Source organism: Proteus terrae (genome assembly GCF_003144325.1).
In the GTDB taxonomy this organism is placed as follows: domain Bacteria; phylum Pseudomonadota; class Gammaproteobacteria; order Enterobacterales; family Enterobacteriaceae; genus Proteus; species Proteus terrae.
Window position 1 is genome coordinate 101451 of sequence record NZ_PENS01000016.1, and the last position, 17399, is coordinate 118849.

The window sequence follows — 17399 nt, forward strand, 5'->3', positions numbered from 1 at the left end:
AGGGGATAATTTATTTCTTGGTGATAGTTATAGGCACAAAAAACCCGCCAATTAAGCGGGTTCCATTATTAACATTAAAGCGAAATTATTTAGCTGGGATCGCTTTTAAAATCGCAGTTAATAATTGCCAGTATTGACCGACGCTTTTAACGTGAACACGTTCATCTGGTGAGTGAGCACCACGGATTGTTGGTCCAATAGAAACCATATCCATATCTGGGTAAGGTTTTTTGAACAGACCACACTCAAGACCAGCGTGGATAACCATGATGTTTGGCACTTTATCAAACAGTTGTTGGTAAGTGTCACGCACTAAATGCATAACAGGAGAGTCCGCATCTGGTTTCCAACCAGGGTAACCGCCTTTGGTTTCGATATCCGCTTTAGCTAGTTTTGCCAATGCTGTCAGCATACTAACAACATAAGTTTTACCGCTATCAATCAGAGAACGAATTAAGCACAGGATCTCTACTTTATCGTCAACAATGCTAACAACACCTACGTTTAATGAAGTTTCAACAACACCTTCAACATCGTCACTCATACGAATAACACCATTTGGCATAGCATTAAGTAGGTTGATTAAGCGTTCTTGGCAATCTGCTGTGAAAACTTTTTTATCTGTTGTTGTATCAATTAATTCAATTTTCAGATTTTTTTCAGCAATAGCTAATTCTGTTTTTAATAGAGCTTCAAATTTCGCTTTTACTTCGTCTAGCTGGCTTGCTTTATCCGCTGGAATTGCAAAAACAATGTTTGCTTCACGAGGAATAGCATTACGCAGTGTACCACCGTGAAAATCAATTAATTTCAGTGATAATTCTTCGGCATGACCTGCTAAGAAACGCGCTAATAATTTATTTGCGTTACCTAAACCTAAATGGATATCACCACCTGAGTGACCGCCATTTAATCCTTTCAGAACCAGTTGTTTAACAACGTGGCCTGCTGGAATTGCATCGTAAGAAAGGCTTACTGTGGTTTTAACATCAATACCACCCGCACAGCCCATGTAGATTTCACCTTCTTCTTCAGAGTCTGTGTTGATAAGAATATCAGCTTGTAACCAACCTGGTTGTAAACCAAATGCTCCGTCCATGCCTGTTTCTTCAGTCATGGTTAACAGGACTTCTAATGGGCCGTGTTTAACAGTATCGTCAGCTAAAACAGCTAATGCAGATGCCATACCTACACCATTATCAGCACCTAATGTAGTGCCTTTAGCTTTGATCCACTCACCGTCAATGTAAGGTTGAATCGGATCTTTAGTGAAGTCGTGAACGGTGTCGTTGTTTTTTTGTGGCACCATATCTAAGTGTGCTTGTAAAACAACGGCTTTACGATCTTCCATGCCTTTAGTTGCTGGTTTACGAATTAAAATATTGCCAACTGCATCGCGCTGTGCAAAAAGACCTTTTTCACTTGCCCAAGAAAGAATATGGGAAGCTAAGGCTTCTTCATGATGTGATGGATGTGGAATCGAACAAATTTTTGCAAAAATATCCCATAGTGGTTGTGGGGATAGAGTAGATAGTTCAGACACGATGGATCTCCTCTAACAGCATCTGTGTTATTGATAGCCTACCGCTTTTTTAAGGGCTAGCTTTATTATTCTGAGCGTTATACGCCAATGTAGTTGAGAATATCACTTTCTTCTGATGAATGCGTCATCCTATTCACATCTCTATCTAAGAAATTAGATCTCTATTTGTATTCATTTTTTTATATAGTTTGTTTTTTAATCATAAAAAGACATTACAGAAAAAAATAAGGATAATCTCACCTGTTTTCACGTTTTCTCTGGTTTTTAGGCGCTCAAATCACTATAATCTCGCGCAACCTTTTTTTCCGCAAAAAAGCTTCTCTCGAAATTCAAGTAGCTAGGATCACAATATTATGAGCGAAAAATATGTTGTAACGTGGGATATGTTGCAAATACATGCCCGTCAATTGGCGCAACGTTTATTACCAGTCGAACAGTGGACAGGCATTATTGCTGTCAGCCGTGGGGGATTAGTCCCTGCTGCATTACTTGCTCGTGAATTAGGTATCCGTCATGTGGATACAGTCTGCATTTCTAGCTATGACCACGATCATCAGCGTGACCTCAAAATCTTAAAAAAAGCAGAAGGTGATGGTGAAGGCTTTATCGTTGTTGATGATTTAGTTGATACTGGTGGTACTGCTAAAGTTATTCGTGAAATGTATCCAAAAGCCCATTTCGTCACTATCTTTGCAAAACCAGAAGGGCGTCCTTTAGTGGATGATTTTGTGGTTGATATTCCGCAAAATACATGGATTGAACAACCTTGGGATATGGGGGTTGCCTTTATTCCACCAGTTTGCGATCAAAAATAAGTTGATAGCATTCGCTTTGCTGTTTTAATTGAGATCCTCGCTTAGGCGGGGATTTTTGTTTTTAAGCTTTTTTCTCTTCCTCTTAATGATGTCTTCGTGCGATTGCTTGTCGTGATACACATTGTTCCAGTTAATTTCATGCTATGATAAAGCCAGACTTTTTAGCCCCTTTTATACGATATCCACTGATTTGAAGAGTGATATGGCAAACAATACGAATCTTTCTGAAACTTTATTTAAACCACGAGCAAAACACGCTGAAACCTCAACGCTAATTCAGTACACCCATCCAAAATCGAATATTAATACCTATACCGTGCTTAATGGTGCGAGCCAGCAAAATTGGTATCGAACTATTCAACGTTTACTTTGGATTTGGCGTGGAATTTCTCCTATTGAGATAGAAGAGGTGTTAAGTCGAATTGCTGTGCAGGATGCCCCTCGTAGTGATGATAAATTTATTGATACCGTTATCGGGTATCGTAAAGGTGGTTGGTCATTTGAGTGGTCGCATCAAGCGATGATCTGGCAACAAAAAGCATTACGTGAAGAGTCCGGTGATGTCGCAGCAGATTGTTGGTTAAAAGCCGCACATCTTTATAGTATTGCCGCATATCCCTTTATTAATGGTGATTTTTTAGCGGAGCAAGCCGTTATTTTGTCGATGAAAGCCTTTGAGAATGCGACGAAATTTTCTTCTTTTGAAGTCAAGAAACTGACATTTAAATTAGAAGGAAAAGGGACGACAACAGGTTTTCTGCATTTACCAAAAGATTGCAGAGGCCCTTATCCTACGGTGTTATTTTGTGGTGGATTAGACGGCTTACAAAGCGATTATGTTAGTTTCTTCCGTGATTATCTTTCCCCTAAAGGTATTGCAATGTTAACGCTGGATATGCCTGCAATTGGTTATTCAGTAAAACAAAAACTAACGGAAGATACATGCCATTTACAAGGTGAAGTTCTAAAGCAACTTTCTGAAGTACCTTGGATTGATCATACTCGTGTTGGTGTGATGGGCTTTCGCTTTGGCGGTAATATTGCCGTGCGTTTAGCTTATATCTACCCAAAATTGATTAAAGGTGTTGTTGCCTTAGGCCCGTTGATCCACACTTTCTTTACCCAAGCTGAGTTACAGAAAAAAATTCCTGTGATGTATCTTGATGTATTAGCAAGTCGCTTAGGGTTATGGAATATTGACGAGAATAATCTTCGATTATCGTTGAGCAGTTATTCCCTGAAAAACCAAGGTTTGATTGGTCGACGCATGCCTGTTCCCATGATGGGGGTTTATTGGAAAGGGGATGAAATGAGCCCTAAAGAGGATTCGCAATTAATTGCACGCTCCTCTATGGATGGTGACATTCTTGCTATTAATGATAAACCGCTTTATGAAGGTTTAGAGCTCGCGTTACAAAAAAGTGCAGATTGGATCTATGATAAATTAATATAATTAATTTTGAACAATAACTTGCTAATTATATTAGATTATATAACAGTAGAGTTTCTAAGGAGACTGAATTTATGACTTCATCTTTGAACCCTACCCAAGGTAAGTTATTAAAGCGTTTTGCTCAAATCGGTCCTTATATCCGAGAGCAACAATGCCAAGAGAGCCAGTTCTTTTTTGACTGTTTAGCTGTGTGTGTAAATAAAAAAGTCGCGCCGGAAAAACGAGAGTTTTGGGGCTGGTGGATGGAATTAGAACGTAATAATGAACAGCTTATTTATCATTATCAAATTGGGCTATTCGATAAAAATGGTGATTGGCTTCATCAGAACATAAGTAAGAATGATGTTGTTGAGTCAATCAATGAAACACTTATTCGTTTTCATGAATTTCTTCAACTTGCGGTGAGTGAATTAGAAATGACACTCATCCCAGATGAAAAAATGAACAAATTTTCTCTTCCCATTCAGCCCTAATTTTGTGTTAGGGCAACTTTTCATAGATTTTGCGTTATGTCAGTTGGCATAACGCTTCTCTCCTGATAAAACTGTGTATTATCTTTTTAAATAATCAACAAGAATGGTAAATGTTATGAGTAGCAGCCAAACGCTGGTTGTTAAATTAGGGACAAGTGTACTTACTGGTGGTTCACGACGTCTGGATCAGTCTCATATTGTTGAGCTGGTTCGCCAATGTGCTAAACAACACGAAAAAGGGCACCGGATTATTATTGTCACTTCTGGTGCAATTGCAGCAGGACGTGAGTATTTAAATTATCCTGATTTGCCCGCAACTATTGCGTCAAAACAGTTGCTTGCCGCTGTGGGGCAAAGTGCCTTAATTCAAGTATGGAAACAGTTATTTGCTATCTATGGTATTCATATTGGTCAAATGCTATTAACGCGTGCCGATATTGAAGATAGAGAACGTTTCCTGAATGCGCGTGATACATTACATGCGCTGTTAGATAACCATATTATTCCCGTTATCAATGAAAATGATGCTGTTGCCACCGCGGAAATTAAAGTGGGTGATAACGATAACTTGTCAGCATTAGCCGCTATTTTAGGTGGTGCTGATAAACTGTTATTACTAACGGATATTGAAGGGCTTTACACGGCTGATCCCCGTAGTAATCCAGATGCTAAACTGATCCCTGAAGTTTTTGATATCAACGATGAGTTACGTCAAATGGCGGGTGATAGCGTATCAGGGTTAGGTACGGGCGGTATGGCAACAAAATTGCAAGCTGCAACCGTTGCAGGACGAGCAGGCATTGATGTTGTTATCGCCGCAGGCGTACAACCTGAAGTTATTGCCAGAGTAATTAATGATGAGCCTGTTGGAACATTATTTCATGGCTTACAAAGCCCATTAGAAGCGCGTAAGCGGTGGATCTTTGGTGCGCCAATTGCTGGTGTGATAGTGGTTGATGAAGGGGCTGAAAACGCAATTAAAGAAAAAGGTAGTTCCCTTTTACCAAAAGGTATCAAAGAAATTAAAGGCGATTTCTCTCGTGGATGTGTTATCCGCATTCAAAGTTTACAAGGTAAAGATCTCGCTCATGGTGTTGCACACTATAATAGTGATGCATTGCGTTTAATAGCAGGACACCATTCACAAGAAATTAGTCAAATTTTAGGTTACGAGTATGGCAGTGTTGCTGTGCATCGTGATGATATGATTGTTAGCTAAGGAGCCTTCTGATGTTAGAACAAATGGGTAAATCTGCAAGAGAGGCATCTTGGCATTTAGCTCAACTATCAACAGAGCAAAAAAATCAGGCATTATTAGTTATGGCTGATTTATTAGAACAACAAGAAGCTTCAATTCTTGCAGCAAATGAAAAAGATATGCAAGCGGCTCGTGAAGCCAATATCAATGCCGCTATGCTTGATCGTTTATTACTTAATTCTGCACGTTTAAAAGCAATTGCCGATGATGTACGACAAGTGTGTCGCTTAGAAGATCCAGTGGGTCAAGTTATCGATGGTCGTATGCTAGATAGTGGTTTACGTTTAGAGCGTCGCCGTGTGCCGCTGGGTGTTGTGGGTGTTATTTATGAAGCTCGTCCCAATGTCACGATTGATGTCGCTTCTTTATGTTTGAAAACAGGTAATGCGGCTATTCTTCGTGGTGGAAAAGAAACCCATCATACTAACCAAGCGGTTGTTGCGGTAATTCAACAAGCATTAGAAAAATGTGGTATCCCAGCTGGTGCTATTCAGGCAATTGATAAGCCTGATCGTGAGTTAGTCGCTAAAATGCTAAAAATGGATGAGTACATTGATATGCTTATTCCACGAGGCGGAGCTGGTTTGCATAAACTTTGCCGTGAACAATCAACCATTCCAGTTATTACTGGTGGTATCGGTGTTTGCCATACTTTTGTGGATGAAAGCGCAGATTTAGAAAAAGCATTAACGGTTATCGTAAATGCAAAAGTACAACGTCCAAGTGCGTGTAACTCTTTAGAAACGCTTTTAGTACATGAGAATATCGCAGCGCTATTTTTACCGCAGTTAAGTGATGCAATGGCGGCTCAAAAAGTGACTTTGCATTCAAGTGAAAAGGCATTGGCAGGGCTGAAAAAAGGCGGAGCTACTGTTGTTGATGTGAAAGAGGCTGATTATTGCGATGAATGGTTATCACTTGATTTAAACGTGGAAGTAGTGAGTGGTTTAACTGAGGCAATTAGCCATATTCGCCGTTATGGAACGGCACATTCTGATGCTATTTTAACGCAATCTATCGCTAATGCTGATCGCTTTGTTCGTCAAGTTGATTCAGCTGCTGTGTATGTTAATGCAAGTACGCGTTTTACTGATGGCGGACAATTCGGTTTAGGTGCCGAAGTTGCTGTTAGTACACAGAAATTACATGCTAGAGGCCCGATGGGATTAGATGCCCTAACAACCTATAAATGGATTGGCTACGGCGATAATACAATTCGTAGCTAATTGTTAATATGAATAAATAAGCCATACTTTTCTAAAGTGTGGCTTTATTTTTTTGTTACATCAGGTATGATATTTTATACTTTACAGTATGTAAATTTTTAATTACACCCCTAAAAGGGAACACACTATGGAGATAGTGCATTTTATGGATAGTACAATTTACCTTATCGGACCTAGAGGTGCAGGAAAAACAACAGTAGGTAAAGCACTTTCCCTCGCGTTAAATTATAGACTCATTGATACAGATGATTGGATAACTCAAAAATATCAACAAACTATATCTTCTATGGTTCAAGATAAAGGTTGGGAGTTTTTTCGACAAACTGAATCAGAAGCGCTCATCCAAGTTAGCCAGCCTAATCAAGTTATCTCAACAGGTGGCGGTATGATTTTGGCAGATCAAAATCGTGCTTATATGAAATCTTCAGGTGTTATTATTTATTTACAAGCATCTCTTGAAACTTTAGTTGAGCGTTTATCTCAAGATCCGAATGAAGCACAAAGACCAAGTTTGACGGGTAAAACGTTAGTTTCAGAAATGAATGACGTTTTGGCTAAACGTGAACCTTTATATTTGCAATGTGCTGATATTATTGTCGATGCTGGATTGCCTATTAATGAGATCATTGAGGCAATTCTTGCAAAACTCACGAAATAATTAAGAAGTCGTCTGATATAAAGGATAAAACAGGGAACATCTATTTTATTTTCATCACATCCTATTTATAGTAAGGCTAATTATAGCAAAATGAGATATGGATATGATGTTGATAGCGTTTTTTAAAACACTATTTAAATTCTTATTTAGAATAAGAATTGAAGGACTTGTTAATCAGTTTTCACAATATGAAAAATGTATAATTACACCAAATCATACTTCTTTTATTGATGGTATATTATTACGTTTATTCCTGCCTATTAATCCGGTATTTGCTGTTTATACCTCTGTTGCTTCTGCAAAAACGACAAAATGGTTAGGTCGTTATGCTGATATCGTACCTTTAGATCCCGCAAACCCAATGGCTGTTCGTCAATTAGTTAAAGAAGTGGATAAAGGTCGTCCTGTTGTGATTTTCCCAGAAGGAAGGATCACTGTAACAAATGGTTTGATGAAAATTTATGAAGGTGCTGCTTTTATTGCAGCAAAATCAGGCGCTAAAGTTGTTCCTGTTAGAATTGAAGGCGCTGAATTCAGCTATTTTTCACGAATACGCAAAAGCTTACGAGTAAAGTCTCAATTCTTTCCTAGAATTACCATCAAGGTACTCCCTGCTGTTGATTTGCCGATGCCAAAAGCTGAAAAATCTTCTGAACGTCGCCGATTAGCAGGTGAAGCCATGCGTGACATCATGATGGAAGCCATCATGCAAACGCGACCTAATATCACGCTGTATGAAGCATTTTTACAGGCAATGTCTCAATATGGTCGATTCAGTCCACTAATTTCTGATATCAGTCTAAAAGAAGATTCTTATCAAGGGTTACTAAAAAAAACGTTAGGGATCAGTCGATTGATTGAGCGCTATACAGAGCCCAAAGAGCGAATCGGCTTACTGCTTCCAAATACAACCGTCACTGCAGCTACACTATTAGGTGCAACAATGCGTCAACGTGTTGTGGCAATGCTTAACTACACTGCGGGTAGTTTAGGTGTACAAAATGCGATGAAAGCCGCATCAATCAAGACTATCTTTACATCACGCCAATTTTTAGAAAAAGGGAATTTGTTACATATTCCTGAGCAAACACCTGAAGCAAATTGGATTTATCTTGAGGATCTAAAAGATACTGTCACCAGTGAAGATAAACGCTGGATCCTCAAACATCTCATTACGCCTAAAAAAGCGATGTTACCGCAAGAGGCAAATGATGCTGCCGTTATTTTATTTACATCAGGCTCTGAAGGAACGCCTAAAGGTGTTGTTCACAGCCATTCAAGTTTATTGGCTAACGTTGATCAAATTCGTGCAATTGCTGACTTTTCACCGAAAGACAAATTTATGTCAGCATTGCCGTTATTTCATGCATTTGGTTTAACTGCTTGTTTGCTGACTCCAATTTGCTTAGGTGCACGCGTTTTTCTTTATCCAAGTCCATTACACTACCGAGTTGTACCTGAATTGGTCTATGACCAAAACTGTACGGTGTTATTCGGTACATCAACCTTTTTAGGAAACTACGGAAAATTTGCTCATCCTTATGATTTTGCCAGAGTCAGATATGTGGTTGCTGGAGCTGAAAAGCTCTCTGAATCGACTCGTGTTTTATGGCAAGAGAAATTCGGTATTCGTATTTTAGAAGGCTATGGCGTAACTGAATGCGCACCTGTTGTTTCAATCAATGTGCCTATGAGTGCTAAAGCCCATACGGTGGGGCGTTTATTACCGGGTATGGAAGGGCGTTTAATTCCAATGAAGGGGATTTCTGAAGGCGGTAGACTACAATTACGTGGCCCTAACGTAATGATGGGATACTTACGTGTAGAATCACCTGAAAAATTGGAAGTCCCTGTCGCAACGAATGCTGAAGGTATTGATGAAGAAGGTTGGTACGACACTGGTGATATCGTTGCTATTGATAGTGAAGGTTTTTGTACTATTAAAGGGCGTGTAAAACGCTTTGCAAAAATTGCGGGTGAAATGGTTTCTCTTGAGGGGGTTGAGCAACTTGCACGTAAAGCATCTAAAGGTGAGCACGCCGTTGTGACAATAAGTGATAAACGCAGAGGTGAATCATTAGTACTGTTCACAACTGATAAACAATTAGATCGTAGTACGCTGTCAGCATTGGCAAAATCGGAAGGTGTTGCTGAAATTGCTGTACCAAAGGATATTCGTTTTATCAAAGAAATTCCTGTTTTAGGAAGTGGGAAAACGGATTTTGTCTCATTGAAAAAACTTGCTGAACAGGAAAATAACTAATGTCAGAGAATATTAGCCAGCCTCCTTTAATGAGTAGAGGAATGAAAGCGGTATTGATATCGCAATTTCTTTCTGCTTTTGCTGACAATGCATTATTGTTCGCGATCCTTGCTCAGTTTAAATCGGCACTTTACCCAGAGTGGAGCCAGCCTGTTTTACAAATGGTCTTTGTGCTGGCTTTTATTCTCTTAGCACCTTTTGTAGGGCAGTTTGCTGATCGTAATCCTAAAGGTAGGGTTATGCTCAGTGGCAACCTTCTAAAATTCGTAGGCGCATTTCTTATCTGTGTAGGCTCAGATCCTTTCCTTGGTTATGCCTTAGTCGGAATTGGTGCCGCTGTTTATTCTCCAGCTAAATATGGCATTTTGGGTGAATTAACTGATGGTGAGCGTTTAGTTAAAGCAAATGGCTTAATGGAAGCATCTACCATTGCCGCTATTTTACTGGGATCAGTTATTGGTGGTTTACTCTCAGACTGGAGCATTGTTTTTGCATTAGGTGTTTGTGCGGCAATGTATGCCTTAGCTGTATTTGTTAACTTTAGTATACCTAAATTATCAGCAGCTCAAATTGGCCGTGGTTGGAACATTAAAAAAATGTTCATTCAATTTCTTGAGGCTACACGTACTTTATGGGCTGACAAAGAAAGTCGCTTTTCTTTAGTGGGAACCAGCATGTTTTGGGGCGCAGGAGTCACATTGCGCTTTTTACTTGTTCAATGGGTACCGATTGCTTTAGGTATGACTGATAATACGACTCCTACTGTATTAAATGCGATGGTTGCTATCGGGATTGTGGTCGGTGCTGGATTAGCTGCTAAATTTGTGACACTGAAAACAGTACGTCGTTGCATGCCTGCCGGTATTTTAATTGGCCTTGGTGTTGTTTACTTCTCATTGCAGACTTCAATTATTCCATCCTATCTAATCCTTATCATCATCGGTGTTTTTGGGGGGTTCTTTGTCGTTCCTCTGAATGCGTTATTACAAGACAAAGGAAAGCACAGTGTGGGTGCTGGTAATGCTATCGCTGTACAGAATCTTGGTGAAAATACAGCAATGCTATTAATGCTTGGATTATTCTCACTGGTTACGAGCATTGGCGTATCTGTCGTTGCTATTGGGATTGGCTTTGGTGCTATTTTTGCCTTAGCAATTGGTGGTTTATGGTTATGGGATTGCACCAGAAAGAAATCTTAAATAATGGATTTAGAATAGAGGTTAGATGAACCTTAATGATAAATTACGATGAAATGACCCGCTTAAGTATTGAGGTGGGTAAAGTGTTAATTGAAAAGAAGAGTACGATAACAACGGCTGAATCTTGCACTGGCGGATGGATTGCGAAAGTTATCACGGATATTGCAGGAAGTTCTGAATATTATCATCGTGGCTTTGTAACATATAGCAATGAAGCAAAGCATGAAATGATAGGCGTTGATGAGCAAACCTTGCTTAAATACGGAGCGGTGAGTGAAGAAGTTGTTCTTCAAATGGCTAAAGGGGCGCTGATAACAGCTAATGCAGATTTTGCAGTATCAGTTAGTGGTATTGCAGGCCCTGGTGGTGGGAGTGAAGAAAAACCTGTTGGTTTAGTTTGGTTCGGCTTTGCAATGAAAACACCAACAGGTATTCAAGCTACGGCAAAACACTGTATATTCAGTGGTTCACGAGAGCAAGTAAGAGCTGAATCTGTTATTTTTTCTTTAAAATCAATATTTAAAGAAATTATTAATAATTAACTTGATACTGTATGATTATACAGTATAATGAATTTCAACAAGCAAAATCATATACGTTTTAATGGTAGTGACCCATATTTATGCTTCACTGCCCAGAGGGAGATAACATGGCTATTGATGAAAACAAACAAAAAGCATTGGCCGCAGCACTTGGTCAAATTGAAAAGCAATTTGGTAAAGGGTCTATCATGCGTCTGGGTGAAGATCGTTCCATGAATGTTGAAACCATCTCTACCGGTTCTTTATCATTAGACGTTGCTTTGGGTGCTGGTGGTTTACCACGTGGTCGTATTGTTGAAATCTATGGCCCAGAATCTTCTGGTAAAACTACGCTAACACTACAAGTTATTGCTGCAGCTCAACGCGAAGGTAAAATTTGTGCATTTATCGATGCTGAGCACGCTTTAGATCCTATTTATGCTAAAAAACTGGGCGTAGATATTGATAACCTTCTGTGTTCTCAGCCTGATACTGGTGAGCAAGCCTTAGAAATTTGTGATGCATTATCTCGTTCTGGTGCTGTTGATGTTATCGTTGTTGACTCCGTTGCCGCGTTGACACCAAAAGCAGAAATTGAAGGCGAAATTGGTGATTCGCACGTTGGTCTAGCAGCTCGTATGATGAGCCAAGCTATGCGTAAATTAGCGGGTAACCTGAAAAATTCCAATACATTACTTATTTTCATCAACCAAATTCGTATGAAAATCGGTGTTATGTTCGGCAACCCAGAAACCACAACAGGCGGTAATGCACTTAAATTCTATGCTTCTGTTCGTTTAGATATTCGTCGTATCGGTTCTGTTAAAAACGGTGATGAAGTTGTTGGTAGTGAAACTCGTGTTAAAGTGGTGAAAAATAAAATTGCAGCACCATTTAAACAAGCTGAATTCCAAATTATGTATGGCGAAGGTATCAACACTTTTGGTGAATTGATTGATTTAGGTGTTAAACATAAATTGGTAGAGAAAGCTGGTGCATGGTACAGCTACAATGGTGAGAAAATTGGTCAAGGTAAAGCCAATGCAACAACTTACCTAAAAGAACACCCTGAAATGTACGATGAGTTAAACACCAAATTACGTGAAATGTTATTAAATCATGCTGGCGAATTTACTAGCGCAGCTGATTTTACTAACAAAAGCGATGATGCAGCAGATATTGAAGAAACAGAAGAATAGTTCTTTTGCCAATACCCAAATTGCTAAATTGAATACGTATTAAAACATATTACGATTATCGTAGTTGTAAAACACTAGTCAATTAATGTGATTTAACTCACTTAAAAAGGAAGCTCTAAAAAGGCTTCCTTTTTGCTATATGTCGTATTTTTTATTCAAAATAGGGTTCAAATTAGTCTTATTTTATTTTCTTCCTGTAAAAAACAGCCTTTAACACTACTTTATTTAATATAACGATATTTTTTACTAATCTATTTTTTATAGTTGTATGAAATTTTATATAGTGAAATTTTGGTGATATATCTTCATAGATAATTAATCTAAATAAGAATTATTACGATAATCTGGTTGCACCTGATAGTAAATAATTGACATATAAAGATAAATATATTCAAGATATTTGGATCTAATTTAAATTGTATTTAAAGGCTTGTTGAGATGTAAGGTGAATTTTATACTGACAAGTGCTTTTATTTTAGTAAGTTATCGTGCTTTAATATCTTATTTAAGTAATAGTGTTTACGTGTTTGTGACTAATTGCCATGAGAAAAAGAGATTATTTGGAGAAAAGAAACGTATAGAGAGTAGTCCCATAAAAAATCAGTAATAACAAATAGTTTTTAATAATTACAAAATGAAAATACTTTCAGTTGTTAACATTTCCCAAGATAATTGCTCTTAAATAGAGAAAAGTCCCATTCTCAGATAACAATCCCACTTTCAGAAAAAAACTAGACGATTTACAATGTCAACACGAATAAGTTTATCGGGGGTTTTACTTCTGACTGAAGAAATTCTATCTTATCCCTACTTATGTATTCGTTGGCTAAGTAGAGGTAACAATAAACCTCCTCTAACTAGATTTCTAATTTCTGTTTTTCCAGCTTGATTTCGGGATAATTATGAGCAAAAGCACCGCTGAGATCCGTCAGGCGTTTCTCGACTTTTTTCATACTAAAGGACATCAAATAGTACCTAGCAGTTCTTTGGTTCCAAATAACGATCCAACATTGCTGTTTACAAACGCAGGGATGAACCAATTCAAAGATGTGTTTCTTGGATTGGATAATAGACCTTATTCCCGAGCGACAACCGCGCAACGCTGTGTGCGCGCAGGTGGTAAACATAACGATTTAGAAAATGTGGGTTATACCGCTCGTCACCATACCTTCTTTGAAATGCTAGGTAATTTCAGTTTCGGTGACTACTTTAAACATGATGCGATCAATTTTGCTTGGGAATTATTAACAAGCAAAGAGTGGTTCAACTTACCTAAAGAAAGACTTTGGGTAACGGTATATGCCACCGATGATGAAGCTTATGATATTTGGAATAAAGAAATTGGTATTCCAGCAGAAAGAATAATCCGTATTGGTGATAACAAAGGCGCACCATTTGCATCAGATAACTTCTGGCAAATGGGGGATACTGGCCCTTGTGGACCTTGTACTGAAATATTTTATGATCATGGTGACCACATTTGGGGCGGGCCTCCAGGATCACCAGAAGAAGACGGTGATCGCTATATTGAGATTTGGAACATCGTCTTCATGCAATTTAACCGTAAGTCAGACGGTACAATGGACCCATTACCAAAACCTTCTGTTGATACAGGTATGGGATTAGAGCGTATTACCGCTGTTTTACAGCATGTAAACTCTAACTATGACATTGATTTATTCCGTTCTTTAATTAAATCTGTTGCTCAAGTGACTAATGCAACGGATTTAGAAAATAAATCATTACGCGTTATTGCAGACCATATTCGTTCTTGTTCATTTCTTGTTTGCGACGGTGTTATTCCTTCTAATGAAGGCCGTGGCTATGTACTGCGTCGTATTATTCGTCGTGCAGTACGCCATGGTTATATGCTTGGCGCAAAAGACACCTTCTTCTATAAGTTAGTAGCTCCATTAATTGAAGTTATGGCAGAAGCTGGTGAAGAATTAAAACGTCAACAAGCTATCGTTGAAAAAGTATTAAAAACAGAAGAAGAGCAGTTTGCTCGTACATTAGAACGTGGTCTTCAACTATTAGATGAAGAGCTTGCTCAATTAACAGATGACGTTCTTCCTGGTGAAACGGCTTTCCGTCTTTATGATACTTATGGTTTTCCTCTTGATTTAACAGCTGATGTTTGTCGTGAAAGAAATATCAAAGTTGATGAAAAAGGCTTTGAAATCGCGATGGAAGAGCAACGTAAACGTGCTCGTGAGTCCAGTGGTTTCGGTACTGACTATAATAGTTTAATTAAAGTAGATAGTCGCAGTGAGTTCTCTGGTTATGATCATGATGAACAGCAGGGCACAATTACCGCTATTTTCCATAACGGGCAATCAGTCACTGAGTTAAAAGCAGGTGAAGAAGGTATTATCTTCTTAAATAAAACCGCATTTTATGCAGAGTCTGGTGGCCAGGTTGGTGATAAAGGTGTTCTAACAGGGAAAGATAGCCTGTTTGAAGTCACAGATACGCAAAAATACGGTAAAGCTATTGGTCATATTGGTAAAGTTAACGTAGGGTCATTTATTGTTAACCATAAAATCAATGCCACTATCGATATTGCTCGTCGTGACGCTATTCGTTTAAATCACTCTGCGACGCACTTATTGCACGCAGCATTGCGCCAAGTCCTGGGTACGCATGTTACTCAGAAAGGTTCTTTAGTTAACGATAAATATCTGCGTTTTGACTTTTCTCATTTTGAAGCGGTTAAACCAGAACAATTACGGCAAATTGAAGATATTGTAAATGCGCAAATCCGTCTTAACTCACCAGTTGTCACTGAGTTAATGGATCTTGAAGATGCAAAAGAAAAAGGTGCAATGGCACTCTTTGGTGAAAAATACGACGAACGAGTTCGTGTTTTAACAATGGGTGACTTCTCTACAGAGCTTTGCGGCGGTACTCACGCTTCTAGAACGGGTGATATTGGTTTATTCCGCATTGTCAGTGAGTCAGGTACGGCAGCTGGTATTCGTCGTATTGAGGCGATTACTGGTATTGCAGCAATTGAGAGTATTCATGAACAATCAGATCTTATCTCTCTTGTTGCACAAGTTCTAAAAAGCGATGGAACAAACTTGGTCGAAAGAATCAAAACAGTCCAAGAAAAACATCGTTTATTGGAAAAAGAACTTCAACAACTAAAAGATCAGCAAGCTGCTCAGGAGAGTTCCTCTTTAGGTAGCCAAGCTAAAAACGTGAAAGGTATCAAACTTTTAGTTCGTGAGCTTAATGGTGTTGAGCCAAAAATGTTAAGAACAATGGTTGATGATTTAAAAAATCAATTAGGTTCTGCAATTATTGTGCTTTCTACTATTTCTGATGGTAAAGTGAGCTTAATTGTTGGGGTCACTAAAGATTTAACTGCTAAAGTTAAAGCTGGTGAGCTAATTAGTTTTGTTGCACAGCAAATTGGCGGTAAAGGTGGCGGTCGCCCTGATATGGCTCAAGCTGGTGGTACTGACGTTGAAGCTTTACCAGCAGCTTTGGCAAGTGTTGACGAGTGGGTTGAATCGCATCTGTAAGCGATAGCAACCTGAAAAAAGGCGCTATCCCTGTTTGTGTAGGGATAACGCCTTATAGAGATATTGGTAATCCGTTAAATAATCAATCACTAAATTTATATTTTGTTATGAAGTATGAGTTACTTGTGATAAATAATGATTATACGAATTGACAATGTATGATGGATAATGGCCGGGAAATTCTAGAGACCCGACTCTTGTAAATTTTCAAGGAGCAAAGAATGCTTATTCTAACTCGTCGAGTTGGTGAAACGCTTATGATAGGCGATGATGTGACCGTAACCGTTTTAGGGGTTAAAGGTAATCAGGTACGGATTGGCGTAAATGCACCCAAAGAAGTATCTGTCCATCGTGAAGAGATCTATCAACGAATTCAGGCCGAGAAAACTCAGCCTACTGATAACTACTAAACCAATTCCTATTTTTAGTTAGTTACAATTCATTCGTAAGCGTCCACACTTTTGCCGGGTTTGGGCGCTTTTCTCTTTATAAGACTTTTGATTCCTTTCTTTGTTCCTATCTTTGCTCTTCTTGAGCTGTATTTATTATTGCACTATCCGTTTATTCTGATTGACAGAATTGAAAGTCTTTTTACCTCTAATCATTCGCTTCACAATTATTTGCTGAGTGAATAAATTTATTTACTAAGAGAATAAAATACTTGAATGATTTTTCATCAGCGATATCATTGTGTTTAGGACTTTTTTAGCCAATCTTGATGATAAACGCATCAGTTTGTTTGTGAAGTGTTCAAACAAACGTATATTCGTAAAAAGTTGAGAAAAATTGTTTGACTTCTTAGGCTGAGAAAGTAATATGTGCGCCACACAGAGACGAGATGTTCAGTAAGAACTTCTTCGAGTGGTTCTAAATATGGTGAGATGGCCGAGAGGCTGAAGGCGCTCCCCTGCTAAGGGAGTATGCGGTCAAAAGCTGCATCGAGGGTTCGAATCCCTCTCTCACCGCCATTTAGATTTGCATCCTTAGCTCAGCTGGATAGAGTACTCGGCTACGAACCGAGCGGTCGGAGGTTCGAATCCTCCAGGATGCACCATATTCCAACCCCATGATTAATGTATGGGGTTTTTATTTTGGTGCAAATAGTGAATAATTTGCATTAAAAGCGTAAAGTATTACAACGGCGCATCCTTAGCTCAGCTGGATAGAGTACTCGGCTACGAACCGAGCGGTCGGAGGTTCGAATCCTCCAGGATGCACCATCTCATTACTCAGATTGCCAGTTGCAATATGAGCAGCTAGA

13 protein-coding genes and 3 tRNA genes are annotated in these 17399 nt (G+C 38.8%); 15 read left to right on the plus strand and 1 reads right to left on the minus strand.

From position 1 onward, the window contains the following. Positions 1–85: 85 nt before the first annotated feature. On the minus strand, positions 86–1543 hold the full coding sequence (gene pepD / locus DK857_RS16040) for a beta-Ala-His dipeptidase (RefSeq protein ID WP_109395277.1): 1458 nt from the start codon (positions 1541–1543) through the stop codon (positions 86–88). A 353-nt stretch (positions 1544–1896) separates the two neighbouring features. Between pepD and gpt the strand changes: the two genes are divergently transcribed. The 15 genes from gpt to DK857_RS16115 all read left to right on the plus strand — a co-directional run bounded on the left by gpt (position 1897) and on the right by DK857_RS16115 (position 17358). After that, positions 1897–2358, plus strand: a complete 462-nt coding sequence (gene gpt / locus DK857_RS16045; RefSeq protein ID WP_006534780.1) for a xanthine phosphoribosyltransferase — start codon at positions 1897–1899, stop codon at positions 2356–2358. A 202-nt stretch (positions 2359–2560) separates the two neighbouring features. Beyond that, positions 2561–3811 carry an esterase FrsA gene (frsA, locus tag DK857_RS16050; RefSeq protein WP_109402707.1) on the plus strand — a complete coding sequence of 417 codons (1251 nt, stop codon included), beginning with the start codon at positions 2561–2563 and terminating at the stop codon, positions 3809–3811. A 71-nt stretch (positions 3812–3882) separates the two neighbouring features. Continuing rightward, entirely contained in the window at positions 3883–4284 is a 402-nt protein-coding gene (gene crl, locus DK857_RS16055; RefSeq protein ID WP_109402708.1) for a sigma factor-binding protein Crl, read from the plus strand. A gap of 115 nt (positions 4285–4399) precedes the next feature. Beyond that, positions 4400–5503: a glutamate 5-kinase gene (gene proB / locus DK857_RS16060; protein ID WP_109402709.1), complete on the plus strand. Its 1104-nt coding sequence runs from the start codon at positions 4400–4402 to the stop codon at positions 5501–5503. Positions 5504–5514: 11 nt separating this feature from the next. After that, on the plus strand, positions 5515–6768 hold the full coding sequence (locus tag DK857_RS16065) for a glutamate-5-semialdehyde dehydrogenase (RefSeq protein WP_109402710.1): 1254 nt from the start codon (positions 5515–5517) through the stop codon (positions 6766–6768). Positions 6769–6913: 145 nt separating this feature from the next. Continuing rightward, positions 6914–7426 (plus strand): shikimate kinase AroL, encoded by a 513-nt coding sequence (aroL, locus tag DK857_RS16070; protein WP_109402711.1) that lies wholly within the window; start codon positions 6914–6916, stop codon positions 7424–7426. A gap of 103 nt (positions 7427–7529) precedes the next feature. After that, complete coding sequence (gene aas, locus DK857_RS16075; protein ID WP_109402712.1) at positions 7530–9689, plus strand: bifunctional acyl-ACP--phospholipid O-acyltransferase/long-chain-fatty-acid--ACP ligase; 2160 nt, start codon at positions 7530–7532, stop codon at positions 9687–9689. Continuing rightward, positions 9689–10888 carry a lysophospholipid transporter LplT gene (lplT, locus tag DK857_RS16080; RefSeq protein WP_109395271.1) on the plus strand — a complete coding sequence of 400 codons (1200 nt, stop codon included), beginning with the start codon at positions 9689–9691 and terminating at the stop codon, positions 10886–10888. Before aas ends, lplT begins: the two co-directional genes overlap by 1 nt. 35 nt (positions 10889–10923) lie before the next feature. Then, entirely contained in the window at positions 10924–11430 is a 507-nt protein-coding gene (pncC, locus tag DK857_RS16085) for a nicotinamide-nucleotide amidase (protein ID WP_109402713.1), read from the plus strand. Positions 11431–11537: 107 nt separating this feature from the next. Then, on the plus strand, positions 11538–12608 hold the full coding sequence (recA, locus tag DK857_RS16090; protein ID WP_109395269.1) for a recombinase RecA: 1071 nt from the start codon (positions 11538–11540) through the stop codon (positions 12606–12608). A 902-nt stretch (positions 12609–13510) separates the two neighbouring features. Continuing rightward, positions 13511–16138 carry an alanine--tRNA ligase gene (alaS, locus tag DK857_RS16095; protein ID WP_109402714.1) on the plus strand — a complete coding sequence of 876 codons (2628 nt, stop codon included), beginning with the start codon at positions 13511–13513 and terminating at the stop codon, positions 16136–16138. 221 nt (positions 16139–16359) lie between these two features. After that, positions 16360–16548, plus strand: a complete 189-nt coding sequence (csrA, locus tag DK857_RS16100) for a carbon storage regulator CsrA (RefSeq protein ID WP_004244778.1) — start codon at positions 16360–16362, stop codon at positions 16546–16548. A gap of 465 nt (positions 16549–17013) precedes the next feature. Continuing rightward, positions 17014–17106, plus strand: a tRNA-Ser gene (locus DK857_RS16105). Between the two features lie 9 nt (positions 17107–17115). Further along, positions 17116–17192 (plus strand) — tRNA-Arg (locus DK857_RS16110). Between the two features lie 89 nt (positions 17193–17281). After that, positions 17282–17358: transfer RNA gene (locus tag DK857_RS16115), tRNA-Arg, on the plus strand. The last annotated feature ends 41 nt before the right edge of the window (positions 17359–17399 follow it).

What these genes read in the sequence shown, in the direction of transcription:
- gpt (WP_006534780.1), top strand. Translation starts at nt 1,897, where the DNA reads ATGAGCGAAAAATATGTTGTAACGTGGGATATGTTGCAAATACATGCC.
- frsA (WP_109402707.1), top strand. Translation starts at nt 2,561, where the DNA reads ATGGCAAACAATACGAATCTTTCTGAAACTTTATTTAAACCACGAGCA.
- crl (WP_109402708.1), top strand. Translation starts at nt 3,883, where the DNA reads ATGACTTCATCTTTGAACCCTACCCAAGGTAAGTTATTAAAGCGTTTT.
- proB (WP_109402709.1), top strand. Translation starts at nt 4,400, where the DNA reads ATGAGTAGCAGCCAAACGCTGGTTGTTAAATTAGGGACAAGTGTACTT.
- DK857_RS16065 (WP_109402710.1), top strand. Translation starts at nt 5,515, where the DNA reads ATGTTAGAACAAATGGGTAAATCTGCAAGAGAGGCATCTTGGCATTTA.
- aroL (WP_109402711.1), top strand. Translation starts at nt 6,914, where the DNA reads ATGGATAGTACAATTTACCTTATCGGACCTAGAGGTGCAGGAAAAACA.
- aas (WP_109402712.1), top strand. Translation starts at nt 7,530, where the DNA reads ATGATGTTGATAGCGTTTTTTAAAACACTATTTAAATTCTTATTTAGA.
- lplT (WP_109395271.1), top strand. Translation starts at nt 9,689, where the DNA reads ATGTCAGAGAATATTAGCCAGCCTCCTTTAATGAGTAGAGGAATGAAA.
- pncC (WP_109402713.1), top strand. Translation starts at nt 10,924, where the DNA reads ATGATAAATTACGATGAAATGACCCGCTTAAGTATTGAGGTGGGTAAA.
- recA (WP_109395269.1), top strand. Translation starts at nt 11,538, where the DNA reads ATGGCTATTGATGAAAACAAACAAAAAGCATTGGCCGCAGCACTTGGT.
- alaS (WP_109402714.1), top strand. Translation starts at nt 13,511, where the DNA reads ATGAGCAAAAGCACCGCTGAGATCCGTCAGGCGTTTCTCGACTTTTTT.
- csrA (WP_004244778.1), top strand. Translation starts at nt 16,360, where the DNA reads ATGCTTATTCTAACTCGTCGAGTTGGTGAAACGCTTATGATAGGCGAT.